8 protein-coding genes and 1 tRNA gene are annotated in these 13,501 nt (G+C 58.2%); 3 read left to right on the forward strand and 6 right to left on the reverse strand.

Going from position 1 to position 13,501, the window contains the following annotated elements; genetic code table 11:
* Positions 1 to 86: 86 nt before the first annotated feature.
* From ACFQY0_RS19215 to ACFQY0_RS19240, 6 genes are all read right to left on the reverse strand, one after another.
* On the reverse strand, positions 87 to 3,185 hold the full coding sequence (locus ACFQY0_RS19215) for a hypothetical protein (protein WP_379715949.1): 3,099 nt from the start codon (positions 3,183 to 3,185) through the stop codon (positions 87 to 89).
* A 50-nt stretch (positions 3,186 to 3,235) separates the two neighbouring features.
* A complete protein-coding gene (locus tag ACFQY0_RS19220) occupies positions 3,236 to 6,742 on the reverse strand; it encodes a TonB-dependent receptor (RefSeq protein ID WP_379715951.1) in 3,507 nt (1,168 codons plus the stop codon).
* A 130-nt stretch (positions 6,743 to 6,872) separates the two neighbouring features.
* Positions 6,873 to 7,670, reverse strand: coding sequence for an ABC transporter ATP-binding protein (locus tag ACFQY0_RS19225; RefSeq protein WP_379715954.1), 798 nt, complete (start codon positions 7,668 to 7,670; stop codon positions 6,873 to 6,875).
* 98 nt (positions 7,671 to 7,768) lie between these two features.
* On the reverse strand, positions 7,769 to 8,245 hold the full coding sequence (locus ACFQY0_RS19230) for a hypothetical protein (protein ID WP_379715957.1): 477 nt from the start codon (positions 8,243 to 8,245) through the stop codon (positions 7,769 to 7,771).
* Positions 8,246 to 8,361: 116 nt separating this feature from the next.
* A complete protein-coding gene (locus tag ACFQY0_RS19235) occupies positions 8,362 to 8,691 on the reverse strand; it encodes an HU family DNA-binding protein (protein WP_379715960.1) in 330 nt (109 codons plus the stop codon).
* Between the two features lie 640 nt (positions 8,692 to 9,331).
* A tRNA-Cys gene (locus tag ACFQY0_RS19240) sits at positions 9,332 to 9,406 on the reverse strand.
* 134 nt (positions 9,407 to 9,540) lie between these two features.
* Here ACFQY0_RS19240 and ACFQY0_RS19245 point away from each other — a divergent pair.
* The 3 genes from ACFQY0_RS19245 to recA all read left to right on the forward strand — a co-directional run bounded on the left by ACFQY0_RS19245 (position 9,541) and on the right by recA (position 13,422).
* On the forward strand, positions 9,541 to 10,971 hold the full coding sequence (locus ACFQY0_RS19245; protein ID WP_379715963.1) for a methyltransferase domain-containing protein: 1,431 nt from the start codon (positions 9,541 to 9,543) through the stop codon (positions 10,969 to 10,971).
* A gap of 187 nt (positions 10,972 to 11,158) precedes the next feature.
* Entirely contained in the window at positions 11,159 to 12,118 is a 960-nt protein-coding gene (locus ACFQY0_RS19250) for a thioredoxin family protein (RefSeq protein ID WP_379715966.1), read from the forward strand.
* A gap of 275 nt (positions 12,119 to 12,393) precedes the next feature.
* Positions 12,394 to 13,422 carry a recombinase RecA gene (gene recA / locus ACFQY0_RS19255; RefSeq protein ID WP_379715969.1) on the forward strand — a complete coding sequence of 343 codons (1,029 nt, stop codon included), beginning with the start codon at positions 12,394 to 12,396 and terminating at the stop codon, positions 13,420 to 13,422.
* The last annotated feature ends 79 nt before the right edge of the window (positions 13,423 to 13,501 follow it).

Consider the following 13,501-nt stretch of genomic DNA (forward strand, 5'->3'; position numbering starts at 1 on the left):
ATTCGTCAGTTAGGCGATTTCTCCGTACACGAAACCGCCCGACTCCTGCGAGTCGGGCGGTCATTAATGGGGGGATTCAGGTTTGCTTACTCAGCACCCGAAACTTCGATGCGGTAGAACTCAGCCTCGCCGCTACCATTGAAGGTCGCGTCAAGTGCTGGGGCCGGAGTGAAGGAGCTCATGTCCTCCGAGCGGAACAGCGGCAGGCTCAGTGTCACCGGCTGACCGGCGCCACCACCCTGGACCATGATCTGGCTGCCAGTCACGAGGTCAAGAATGCCAGCCTCAGTATAGAGACCGTCAAAGACCGTGGAGGGAGTGCCGTTGCTCACATTCGGGTTGAAGCCAAGCTCACTGTTGGCGGACTCAACTTCATCGGAGATGCCGTCGCCATCGCTGTCGACCAACGAGCCACCGGAACCATTGGAACCACCGGAGGAATCGCTTCCACCGTCAGGCAGACCGCTGAGGTAGTTCTTGCGATAGAGGTAGGACCAACCGTTAAGCCAGTTCTTGTCACCGAAGGCACCCCGGAAGTTGACGGTGTCAAAGAATCCGGACGGAGCCGACGAAGGGAAGGCCGCGAGCGAAGCACCGCGCAGCGGGCTGCCGATCTCAGGACGAGGATCCAGGCCACAATCAGGATTGCGGCTGATGCCGATCAGCATCGGATCAACACCAGTGCTTCCATTGATCGAACCATTCGGAATGCCGTCGAGCTGGATGCCCGCCGTTCCCGGATCGGAATCGCCATTCACACCCGTGCCGATCACGGCTTGGAGGGACGGGTCACCGATGATTCCCCAGGTATTGTTGAGGAAAATCGGCTTGGGATCACCCACGCCATCGCTCTTGTCCTTGATCGCCTCGTCGGGAACATCGGTGATCACCGAGTTCGCCAAGGTGCCGGCGAAGTTGTTCTCCATGGCGATACCGTCGTTGTCGGTAGCACTGGCAGTGCCGCTTCCGATGAGTGTCGCATTGTAAACCTTGATCAGGTTGTAGGGAGTGCCGGTCTTAATGTTGCCATTGCCACCGTCCCATTCGCCAAGGTTGTCACCCAGGCTGTCGTCTTCGTTCTGAAGAGCAAACCAGAACTGGTGATGACCCTGATGGCCTTCGTCGAGGTCGAAGCTGTCGTCCTGACAGAATGCCACGGCGATGTGCTTGGTGTTGACCGTGCCGCCGAAGATCTCGACGCCGTCGTCCGTGTTCGAAACCACCTCGACATACTCAATCTCGGTGCCGGCACCGACACCACCGAGGGTCAGACCGTTGATCTCCGAGTTTGCTGCAAATTCGTAGCCACCGAAGCGAATCGATACATACTTGAGGATACCGCTGCTGTCGTTCGGGTTGCTACCACCGTAGAGGATGTCCGAACTCGCACCGCCGGGGAATCCCTCGATGTCGTTCTCATTCAGGTTCACGCCGCCGGCGTAGTAGTTGATCGGGGCCGATCCGAGCAGAACTACACCACCCCAGTAGCCACCATCACCAAGAGCTGGATCAGGCATCACATTTGGAGTCGATGCGTCGTCGTCATCGTCGAATCCGTCACGTTCCACAAGGGCCGTGAACTCGATCGGCTCGTTGACCGTGCCCTCGGCGATGAGCTTGGCTCCGCGAGTCACCACGAGGGAACCGTAGGTGCCATTCTCCAGGTTTTCGGTACCGTAGATCTTTGTTCCCGGTTCGATTGTCAGGGTAGCGCCTGGCTTTACGAAAACCACCTTATCAAGGATGTAGCAGTTGTCCTTTGTCCAAGTGGTATCTACGGCAATCTCAGCACCAACCACGACCTCAGGACATGGAGTGATGTAGCCCGCGCGGGAAAGATAGGACCATTCATCCAACCAGTTTTCGTTGGAGGCGAAAGCGCCACGGTAGTCAACCTTGCTGAAGAAGCCTGCAGGGGCCGTGGTGGGGTAAGGGGCAAGCGAAGCACCAAGAAGCGGGCTGTCGCTGGCCGGGCGAGGGTCAAGTACGCCATCCGCGTCCCGGCTGATACCGCGAAGCTTCACGTCCACGCCGACTCCGTCGTTGCTCGATCCGTCAGGTGTCCCAGCAGATCCAGCTCCAACCGATGTAAGCAAGGAAGCGTCTCCAATCGCACCCCAGGTATTGTTAAGGAAGATTGGCTTCGGTGAACCGATACCATCGCTCTTGTCCTTGATCGCCTCGTCGGGAACATCGGTGATCACCGAGTTCGCCAAGGTGCCGGCGAAGTTGTTCTCCATGGCGATACCATCGTTGTCGGTAGCACTGGCAGTGCCGCTTCCGATGAGTGTCGCATTGTAAACCTTGATCAGGTTGTAGGGAGTGCCGGTCTTAATGTTGCCATTGCCGCCGTCCCATTCGCCAAGGTTGTCACCCAGGCTGTCGTCAGCGTTCTGAAGGGCAAACCAGAACTGGTGATGACCCTGATGGCCTTCGTCGAGGTCGAAGCTGTCGTCCTGACAGAATGCCACGGCGATGTGCTTGGTGTTGACCGTGCCGCCGAAGATCTCGACGCCGTCGTCCGTGTTCGAAACCACCTCGACATACTCAATCTCGGTGCCGGCTCCGACACCACCGAGGGTCAGACCGTTGATCTCCGAGTTTGCTGCAAATTCGTAGCCACCGAAACGAATCGATACATACTTGAGGATACCGCTGCTGTCGTTCGGGTTGCTGCCACCGTAGAGGATGTCCGAGCTCGCACCGCCGGGGAATCCCTCGATGTCGTTCTCATTCAGGTTCACGCCACCGGCGTAGTAGTTGATCGGGGCAGATCCGAGCAGAACCACACCACCCCAGAAGCCACCGTCACCAAGAGCTGGATCAGGCATCACGTTTGGAGTTCCCGGATCGTCGTCGTGGTCGAAACCGTCGCGCTCGACGAGAGCGGTAAACTCGATCGGCTGCTTCCTCGTACCTTCGGCAACAAGTGTCGCACCACGTGTCACGACGAGGGATCCATAGGTCCCATTGGTCAAATTCTCAGTACCGTAGATCTTCGTTCCGGGCTCGATGGTCAGTGTCGCACCAGGCTTCACAAAAACCACCCTTTCGAGGATATACTCGTTGTCACTTGTCCAGGTCGTATCGGCAGTGATGTCCGCCGTAACCGTAACATCCGCCGCCATAACTGCGGGGGATGCCATCGTCGCGAGCAACGCGATTATCTGCTTGGTTTGTTTCATATATTCGTATTCTTGGTAGATTCTTTCGGCATGAAGTCGGGATCCTTGGCCTAAAATTCGTATTTGAACGAAATGCTGTAGCTGCGGCCGGGCTTGTAGGACTCGTAAATCTTATCGGTTCCGTCAAAAACCTGAGTATCTGTAGAATCCAAAAGGTTCCCGCACTTTAATTTGACGATTCCGACACCATTCCAGATATCGAAGCGCTTCCGGACCACCAGATCCAGGAGATCGAAGGACTCCCTGCGGATGGGTGGATCGATATCACTCAGGGGAACTCCTGTGAGATAGGAGCCGGTAAAGTTGTAGATCAGGTTGACCGCCCACCCCGTCTCCACGTTGTCGTAGCCGAGATTCAGGTTGAAGATATGCTCCGGCTGTCCTTCAAAGGTGGTATGAATGGTTCGGGAAGCGCCACCCAAGGCCTGCTGATAGACCAAGCTCGAATCGATGTAGGTAAAGTTTGTCGTCAGGGACCACCAGGTCAGGAAGTCCTTACTGATCTCCAACTCCACCCCCTGAAGTGTTCCCTCTTCTCCGTTTACCCAGGTCTTCCGGGTCAGATTGTAAGCCTGTGCAATCGGATCCGTCATGTCCTTGTGGAACAAACTGATCCCCACCGAGGTACCCGGCGTGGGCCGCCATCCGACCGTTAGATCATAGTTGTAAATCTGGGTATCCTTGAGATCCGGATTTCCCTCAATGATGTCTCCGGTCGCCTGATCCTGGGTAATCGTCGGCGCGAATTCATAGAAAGTCGGACGAGCAACCGTCTTCGACCATCCGAGAGTCACCCCGAATTCGTCGTCCTGTCCAAACGACCGGTTGATGAGGATGCCCGGCAGAAGGTAGCTGTTCTTCTCAGGCGGTGGACTTCCGACCGCGAAGCCAGGGTTGAGCCCCGGAAGCACCGAGTACCCCCTGCTCTCCCCTTCGTAGCGGAAACCCCCGGTGAAATCCCAGCGGTCGAGTTTTGCCGTTCCCATGATATAGGAAGCCATCAAATCCGTCTCAGCATCGACGTTCCGAACCGTCCGGCCGCTGGTGCTTTCCTCCGTCAGAATCAGGTTCCCGGCACGACCAATATTCGACCAACCATCGAACTTGGGGTCACCGTTTGGATCAGTCAGGGAATCGAAGGAGTCCAGATAGTCCACACCGAACTCGCCCGAGTCATCGTCGATCAGACGATCATTCAAATTGCTTGGAATCCGGTAGGTAAACAGACGTCCTCTGACCTGCCTCGAGCGGTTGAAATGAGAACCACCTGCCGAGAGTTCGAAAAAGTCCCCGGAGTTGTTAGACCACATCGGGAAGACCAGATCCAGGCGCTCGTTTCCCGCCTCTTCGTGGGTCTCGAGGTTCTCCCGGTAGCTGACCACCAGCGGAGGGTTGCTTCCATAAACGTCGCCAGCCGTCCGCACTACGCCTAGCGATGGATCGTAAGGCTCATTAAGCTCGGTTTCGATTCTGGGATCAGTGAAGTCGAGCTCCTGCGAGAAGAGGGTTCGTGACTGAGGCCGGATTTCATCAGCATCACTCCGTGAGAACGCCCACCCGAGCTCGATCGGATTTTCAAAGTCACCAATCTTATGCGATCCCGTCAGCTGGTTTAGCGTGAGGGTTCGCTGAAGCGGATCAATTGAATCGAAGGCCTCTGTCACGTAAGCACCGGCACCAAATCCCGTATCGTCTGCTCCGATGTGACCGGTGCGTCCTTCACCGACGATGACCACGTCGCTACCACGCGTTACGTGGTCCTCACCGCGGTGATTCTGGAAGAACGTATAACTGACTTCATGCCGGTCCTTGATTCTCACTCCCACGGAACCGAGCAGACCGTATCCGGCGTAGGACTCGTAGCGATCCTCCGTCTGCGAACGCAACAGTGAGTCGTCGGCCGTGCCGGCAATCTGGTCCGGGCCGGGACTGAAACTCCGCCCCACCTGCACATTTTCCGTCACGTCGTCTCCCACGTTCCAAACGCCAGAAGCCACCACGCCCACCTCAATTCCGTTTTCGAAGTCAAAGGTCTGACCGTACAGAATGTTGAGATCCTGTCCAAGCTCCGGTGAGCGAAGCGTTGGAGTCATCCCGGCGCTCGAATGCAGGGCACTCCACTCCTCGATTGCCGCATTCGCTGCGGCGTTGCTAGCTGTCGGAGGCCGGGTAGATGTCGAGCCCCGTGCAAGTCCGCCAGCCTCAAGCGGCGTGATCCCTGCGGGCAATCCGTCGTCGGGCTTGCCGAACATGCCAAGATCTCGTCCCGGCACCGCCCAGAATTCATCCGAGTCGAGGTTGTTGTTATAATCGATGCCGTATTCGAATTCCAGAATCTGCTCTTCTGGAAATGACAAGGTCTCGATCGCGACCAGTCCCCCGGCGAACTCACCCGGAAGGTTCGGAGTGAAGGTCTTGAAGATATTGATCGACTGCAGAAGATCGCTCGGAAAGAGGTCGAGCTGAACCGCCTTCTTCGAGGGATCCGCGCTTGAGATCAAGGCACCGTTGACGAGGGTGTTCGAGTAGCGATCGCCGAGGCCGCGAACCACCGCGTAGCGCCCGCCCACAATGTTGGCACCGGCGATTTTGGAAACCGCACCCGCCGCATCGCTGATGCCCGAGGCCGTGAACTCACTCTTGTCGAGACCCGAGACCAGATTCTGGCCAAGCTCGATGCTCATTTCGAAGTCCGCCTGCGCTGTCTCGCTGTATTCACCGACCACGACTTCTTCCGCCAAAACAAACTCACCATCACCGGAGTCACTCGGCTTCACCGTCAGGGCAATCCGGATCTCGGCGGGACGACCTGGCCGGGGACTCGCCGGCGCACTTCCCATTGAATACCCCAGCTTCAGGACCTCCACGAGGTAGTCCCCACTGGGCAATCCATCCACGCGAAAGCGGCCTTGTCTGTCGGTCTCCGCTTCGCGTCCCGTACCGCCAATCGTGACGATGGCTCCAATGATCGGATCAAGCGTGGTCTTGTCGGAAATTTCACCCATCACCGTGCACTCGCCGACCGTTTGAGCCGCGAGGACCGGGTTGATCGGCCCCTGCTGCAAAGGCAACTCGCTCGCCGCAGCGGCCGGCGCCCCCACCCCATCCGCGGGGGCCCATGCCCCATCGTCAGGTGGCAGGGCGATGGATTCTCCGGCGACGTTGGCGATTCCCGTTTTGACCGGGATCGGCAACATTGGCGTCGTTCTCGCATGTATCTGCTGCGTCGAACCCGCTTCCCAGGCTTCAAATAGCGTCTGAGACCTGGCGGGGTTGCCCGGAGGCTGCCACGCCTTCTTCTGCGCCGCAAAACCCCATGGAGACTCAGCCTCTGCCTCGCCGATCGTCGGGAAAAGCGAATCTGAAATCGAGGCACTGATCCCTGTCGGCAAGGAAATCATTGCCTCACCATAGCAAGGACCCAGCACCATTGCCGGACTCACCGCGATGACGGCAAGCAATCTAACAAGTGCCTTCACCACCGTCGTCCTACGCCTTTTGAAAGCGAAGTACGAAGTGACTGAGGCTAGCTGGGTGGATGAAATGGGAAGCAACACGGCGCAGTGAGGGGATGCCCTTACCTCCGAAATCGTCACTTCACGAAGTGACTCGCCGTGACGCTTCTGTCACTTTTGCCGATGACCCCTCATCTGAAAGGTCACAGCTTCGTTTCAATCCTGCTGCCAATCACTCCCGCGCCCTCACCTCACACCAGCCACGAGACCACCTGGCTTTCAGTGGCAAGCCATAGAGCTCGCTCAATCTCTCGGAGCGAAGTAGCCTCCTCGGCGACCCGTCTGCCAGGACACTGCCATTCCTGAGCATCACCACCCGCCCGATCTCCGGCGGAATCTCACCAGGGTCATGGGTGACCAGCACCAGCGTGTGACCACTTCCGATCAACTCGCGCAGGGTCATCGAGAGCTCCGTCGCCGCCGCGAAATCCAGCGCGGTCGATGGTTCATCAAGCACCAGCACTTCCGGGTCATGCGCCAGAGCCCGCGCGATCAGAAAGCGCCGTCGCTCGCCCGACGACAGCGCACCGTACTCCCGGCTGATCAGACTCGTGATGCCCATCCGGTCCACGGCTCGCGAAGCCGCAACGCGTTCCTTTTTGGAAAAACGCATGTCGCGCGTCCGACCGTAGGCCCCTCGGAAAGCCGACAGCACCACATCAAACGCTTCCTCCAGTGGGTCGAACCTCGCCACCTCTTCCGGCATCACCACGCCGATCCGGTGCCTCAGGTCATCGATACTCCAGTGTTCCTCCCCAAAGAGCCGACAAGACGAAGCATCCCGCACCTCCGGCCTCAGAGCTCCCGTCAGCAACTTCAACAGCGTGCTTTTCCCTGATCCGTTAGGACCGAGCACGGCGACGCTCTCCCCCGTCCTCAGCGTCATCGTCACCTCCGACAATGCCGCGACCTGCGCCTCGTCACCCCGCCACACATTGACCCGTTCAAGTTCCAGAAACGCCTCGCTCACCCGGCCATTGCCGCCTGTTTCATCCGAGCTGACGAGACCAAATCCACGGCCGAGCCCAAAAAGCGCGGCTCAGAGGAATCCACGGCCGCGACTCCCCCTCACTCCTTCATGCTCTTCAAGTGACAATTCCCATCAACAAAGCTCATCTGATAGGTCGACGCCCGTCCCTTGCGAATCGCCGACGCGTGTTCTGCCCGCGCCCGGTCCGTCAGGACGAACTTCGTTCCGCGGTAGTGCACCGCCCAAGCGCCCTTGCCTTGATAGCGGAGATCCCTCAGCTCGGCACCGAGCTTCACCCGGTAGCTGCTGCCGGGCCGCAAGGGGTCCACCCTGATGCCGATCTCACGTAGCCGACGCAGACATTCCGCTTCGGAGGGGACGCTCCGTGATGAGGGCGTGAAAATGACTCGGCGGACCGATCCCACCTTCCTCTGCTCTCCTAACTTCATCTTCGCCAGCCCCCTCTCTCCATACTCCAACTTCATCCCTTTCCCCAACTCCCCTGCCGTGAGCGTGGAGATCAAGGCAATCCCGATTAGACCGTGAACACTTCTCATCAGTGAAGAGACTGACATTTCCTGGAAAGCATTCAGAGAATTTTCTGCAGTTCGCAAAAAAATGCGGCTCACGGGGAAATCCCGTGAGCCGCGATAATCTGTTACGTCTTCTCAGACAGCAACAAGACGGTCACTTACAGTGCCATGTCCTTGAGCTTCTTGAGAGGGCGCACCTTGACGACGGTGGTCGCAGGCTTTGCCTTGAACATCACTTCTTCCTTGGTGAAAGGGTTGATGCCCTTGCGAGCCTTCACAGCGGGCTTGCGGACGGTGATGATCTTGAGAAGACCTGGGAGAACGAATTCACCACATGCATTCTTCTTCACGTGACCTTCGATAACACCGCTGAGGCTTTCGAGCACAGCCGACACTTGCTTGCGGCTGAGTTCGGTTTCCTCAGCGATCTGGTCGAGGATTTGGGTCTTTGAGAAACGGTCTTTGATTGCAGCTTGCTTTTTAGCCATGCCGGGAATTCCTTGAATGAGCGACGAATGTCAAGAAACCTGATCAAAAACCCGAAATTTATTTCACCACGACAGCGCTCTCGAGACTGAAAAACGAGTCGATTTTGGTCAAAAATCCGTCCGCCGACTACCCCAAAAACACCCCCGAAACACCCCCGAATCCGGCTTTGATCCGTGGGAGATTTTTTGAAAAAAGTTCTCTCCCAGCCCCCTCCGAGTCGACCGTGAATTCGGGGTTTTGCCACCCCCATCGCCGACGACCTGAGCGAGCCAAAAACCGCCGACAGCGGTCTGACGAGTTCACCCATCAAGGCATGCCAAACCATCCTTTGAGATCAAATTTTTCAGTGAGCAGAAAGCACAACTTCTGATCTTGTTAGATTAACACAAGTTCATCTCGATCATGGCCTTCATGGCGATCCGTAGTCGACAAAGGAAAGCCACCCCCGCCTGCGGAATTTCCTCATCCCGATCCCGAGCGGTCATGGCGAACCATTTAAGAAAACTTGAGCCCATCAGCTCCGTTGTGCGTCAAGCACCCGCCAAGAGCAGCGAGAAAGAAGCGGATCGCAAAGAAGCGCACGCTCGCCACTTTCAGTCAACCCCCGTTCCAAAGCTCACAACTGACTGAAAATCAGGATGGAGGCGGAGGCGGGAATCGAACCCGCGAATGTCGGTTTTGCAAACCGATGCCTTACCACTTGGCTACTCCGCCGTAACGCTCGTCGCGTGGGGCCGATTCACTACGCCGCTCCTGCCCGGGTGTCAATGCCCGGAATTTCAAAGAAACTCCACACGCATGCCCGCATTTCCCATTGGCAGCCTCTCTCAGCCTGATTTCCTTCCTTCATGTCCGACCCCGTTCGCGAGCTTTATTCCGAGCACCGCTATCCCGCACTGAGCCACGCCGAGGCGCATCCCGCGGTGCTCTGCGCCTCAGCCCGCTGCGCCGGAGTCGTCTCCCCGGCCCTGCCGGAAAGCTGCCGAGTCCTCGAAATCGGCTGCGCCTCAGGCCACCACCTGCTGCCGCTCGCCGCCGCCTATCCCGAGAGTCAGTTCGTCGGCATCGATTTTTCCGACACGGCCATCCGGACCGCCACGCGCATCGCCAGGGAGACCGGTCTGGAAAATATCCGCTTCGAGCATGCCGACCTCTGCGACTGGCAGCCAGGCGAGGAAAAATTCGACTACATCATCGCTCACGGCATGCTCTCCTGGATCACGGATCCGGCAAAGGAAGCGCTTCTCGAGCTGGTTTCCAACACGCTGGCCCCCGATGGCGTCGCCTGCCTCAGCTACAACACCCTGCCCGGCTGGTCGCTGCGCCAGGAAGCTGCGGCGATGGTCAAAGCACTTCCGAGGCTCACTCCGGAGGGGGGCAAGCTCGAGGCATTGTTAGAAAAACTCGCGACCACCGCCTCGATCAGCCCTTCCGCCCATGCACGCGATCTTGCGGCGATCTTTGAAGACATGCGCCGCAAAGGCTCCGAGATCCTCCGCTTCGATGAGCTGGCACCCATCAATGACCCGCTCCATTTCAGCCAGGTCATCCACTGGGCAGGTCAGAAGCATTTGCGTTACCTCAGCGAGTCCTCCCTTCCGGAAAATCTTCCCCCGAAGCTCGCCCCCGAAACGCTCACGCACCTGCAGCCGATTGCCGGTGACCCTGTGCTCCTCCAGCAGACCCTCGACCTCCTCTCCGGGCGCACCCATCGCTGCTCGCTCTTCTGTCACGCCGATTGCGAGATGGATCTCGCCACCACTGCGGCCGTCACTCTGCATTTCTCCGCCCGCCTCCTCGAGCCCTCGCTTCCCCGCGAAGCCATCACCGGCGAGCTCGTCGAAATCTTCCACGCCTCTCTCACCGCCGCTTCTCCCTCGGCCCGCAGCGTCCGCACAATCATGGAAGAGTGCGCCAAACGGCTCGGCAACCGCTGGGATCCCGCGCAAGCCGCCAAGGCCATCGCCAGCTGGCTTTACCAAGCGGCACGGCTCGGCTGGGTTGAGCTCCGCGCCGACGAAACCCTGATCGAGCCCGTCCCGCCCGAGCGTCCGCAGCTTTCCCCGCTCAATCGGGCCTTCGCAGGTGCCGAGCTTCCGCTTGTCGACGCCTTTCATCAAAGCTGCCACTTTCCCGTCGGCCATCAGGCCATCGTCAAAGCCCTCGACGGCAGCCGCAATCGCGAGGAACTCGCCACCTTTGCCAAAGAGCAGGCCCCAGACCTCCACTTCGACCCTTGGCTCGTCCACCTCTCCGCACGCGGATTATTCAGAGAGTAGGGAACGAGGTCGCGCAAATCATCGGATGCCGCCGAGAAGGGGGAATCCCCCGCCATCGGCCTTGAATCCAGGCCATATCGATAAACGCCTCAGACCCATGGAATTGAGCCGTTTGCGGCGTTCCTGATCCTGATTCTGCCTCCTTTTTCCTCGACTTCCCCCAGAGCCATCCGAGGGTTTCCCCTTCATGAAAACATTACTGCTCGCCGCATGCGCGGCCACCCTCAGTCTTGGCACCGCCCTCGCTGGCGGCGAAGGCTGGACCGACGATTTCGAAGCGGCGAAGAAACAAGCCGCTGCCGAAAACAAGGATCTCCTCATCGACTTCACCGGCTCGGACTGGTGTGGCTGGTGCATCAAGCTCAACAAAGAAGTCTTCAGCCACGACGTGTTCAAAGAGGGCGTGGAAGACAAATACGTCCTCGTCGAACTCGACTTTCCCAAGGACAAGTCGAAGCTCACCGAGGAGACTCTGAAGCAAAACGCCAAGCTGAAGGAAGTTTACCAGCCCAAAGGCTTCCCCACCATTCTCCTCGCCGACCCCCAAGGAAAGCCCTACGCCAAGACCGGCTATCAACCCGGCGGACCGGAAAAATACGTCGCCCACCTCAACGAACTCCAGGAATCCAAAGTAGCTCGCGACGAAGCGTTTGATGCGGCCTCCAAGGCAGAAGGAGTTGAAAAAGCCAAGGCGCTCGTTGCTGCTCTCGGCTCCATGAAGCTTGCCGATGCCACCCTTGCCTCCTCCTACAGCGACACCATCGAGGAAATCAAAGCCGCGGATCCCGACGACGAGACCGGATTCGTCAAAAAGATCGAACTGAAGGAAAAATTCGCCCAATTCGAAACCGAACTCAACAAATACGGCCAGAACGGCGATCGCGACGCCGCTCTGAAACTCGTCAATGAGACCCTTGCCGAGGATGAATTCGGCGATCCGGAGAAACAGCAGATCACTTTCATCAAGGCCATGATCCTCGCCGAGAAAAAGCAATTCGACGAGGCACTTACCACCCTCGATGCCGCCAAAGCCATCGCACCTGATAGCAAGCTTGGCGCCCGCGTCGATAGCTTCAAGGAGCACATCTCCAAAAGCCAAGCGGAAAGCAAAGCTCCGAAGACCGAAGAAAAGAAGGACGGCGAATAAGCCGATCCCCCAATCCATTCTCCAAGCGCCGCCGGACCTGCTCCTGCGGCGCTTTTTCGTTTCGATCGAGCCCCCTTCGAACCGCTCCGAAGCACCCCACTCAGGATGCAATCCGCCCTCTCGAAGACGTCACAAAATACGCTGAAACCCTTCCATGGCAGGACCTGGGACAATTTCCCATGTCCCACCCCCACTCCTCGAAAAGTCTCATTTTTGTTCTTCCGAACAGCATTTTCAATTTGACCAAGCATCGCCGATCTGCGACATCCTTTGCCATGGCCAAGACCGCAGATTCTTCCGACAAAATCGCCGACGCACGCAAGCGCAACCTCGACCTCGCAATCTCCCAGATTCAGAAGGAGTTCGGCGAAACCGCCATCATGCGCATGGGCGATGAAAACGTCGTCGACATCGACGTCATCCCCACCGGCAACCTCGTCATCGACCGCGCCCTCGGCGTCGGCGGCTTCCCGCGCGGCCGCATTATCGAAATCTTCGGCCCGGAATCCTCCGGTAAGACGACCCTTACCCTCACTGCCATCGCCCAAGCCCAGAAGCGTGGTGGTCTCGCCGCCTTCATCGACGTCGAGCACGCGCTGGATCCCCAGTATGCCCGCAAGCTCGGCGTCAATCTCGACGACCTGCTCATCTCCCAACCGAGCTCCGGTGAAGAAGCCCTGCAAATCTGCGAAGCCCTCGTCCGCTCAAACGCCCTCGACGTCGTCGTCCTCGACTCCGTTGCCGCCCTCGTCACCAAGCAGGAACTCGCTGGCGAAATTGGCGACTCCACCGTGGGGGCCCAGGCCCGCCTCATGAGTGCCGCGATGCGCAAACTCACCGCCCTCATTTCCAAGGCCAGCACGGTTTGCATCTTTACCAACCAGATCCGCGAAAAGATCGGCGTCATGTTCGGCAACCCCGAAACCACTCCTGGTGGCCGCGCCCTGAAGTTCTTCTCCTCCGTCCGCGTCGACATCCGCCGCATCGGCCAGATCAAAGCCACCGACGGCACCGTCCAGGGCAACCGCACCAAGATCAAAGTCGTCAAAAACAAAGTCGCGCCTCCCTTCACCACCTGTGAGTTCGACATCATGTATAACGAAGGCATTTCGTCGACCGGTTCGCTGCTCGACATGGCCCTCGAATTCGACCTCGTCCAGAAGCGCGGATCATGGTTTGCCTATAACGGCGAGCAGCTCGCCCAAGGCCGCGACGCCGCCAAGATTGCCCTCAAGGACAACCAGGAAATGTTCGACGAAATCACCGCCAAGGTCCTCGAAAAGCTCAACGAAGCGAAGAAGTAACCCCACGGGAAAAGCGGCTTTGCAAGCCGCCGCCTGACGTTCGGCGTCTTCAGATCTCAACGAAATTCCAACACTAACC

It is taken from the genome of Haloferula chungangensis, from assembly GCF_042664875.1.
GTDB lineage: Bacteria > Verrucomicrobiota > Verrucomicrobiia > Verrucomicrobiales > Akkermansiaceae > Haloferula > Haloferula chungangensis.

Bases quoted from the DNA above. Each gene is read 5' to 3' on its own strand.
- ACFQY0_RS19215 (WP_379715949.1), bottom strand. From the start codon at position 3,185: ATGAAACAAACCAAGCAGATAATCGCGTTGCTCGCGACGATGGCATCC.
- ACFQY0_RS19230 (WP_379715957.1), bottom strand. From the start codon at position 8,245: ATGTCAGTCTCTTCACTGATGAGAAGTGTTCACGGTCTAATCGGGATT.
- ACFQY0_RS19235 (WP_379715960.1), bottom strand. From the start codon at position 8,691: ATGGCTAAAAAGCAAGCTGCAATCAAAGACCGTTTCTCAAAGACCCAA.
- ACFQY0_RS19245 (WP_379715963.1), top strand. From the start codon at position 9,541: ATGTCCGACCCCGTTCGCGAGCTTTATTCCGAGCACCGCTATCCCGCA.
- ACFQY0_RS19250 (WP_379715966.1), top strand. From the start codon at position 11,159: ATGAAAACATTACTGCTCGCCGCATGCGCGGCCACCCTCAGTCTTGGC.
- recA (WP_379715969.1), top strand. From the start codon at position 12,394: ATGGCCAAGACCGCAGATTCTTCCGACAAAATCGCCGACGCACGCAAG.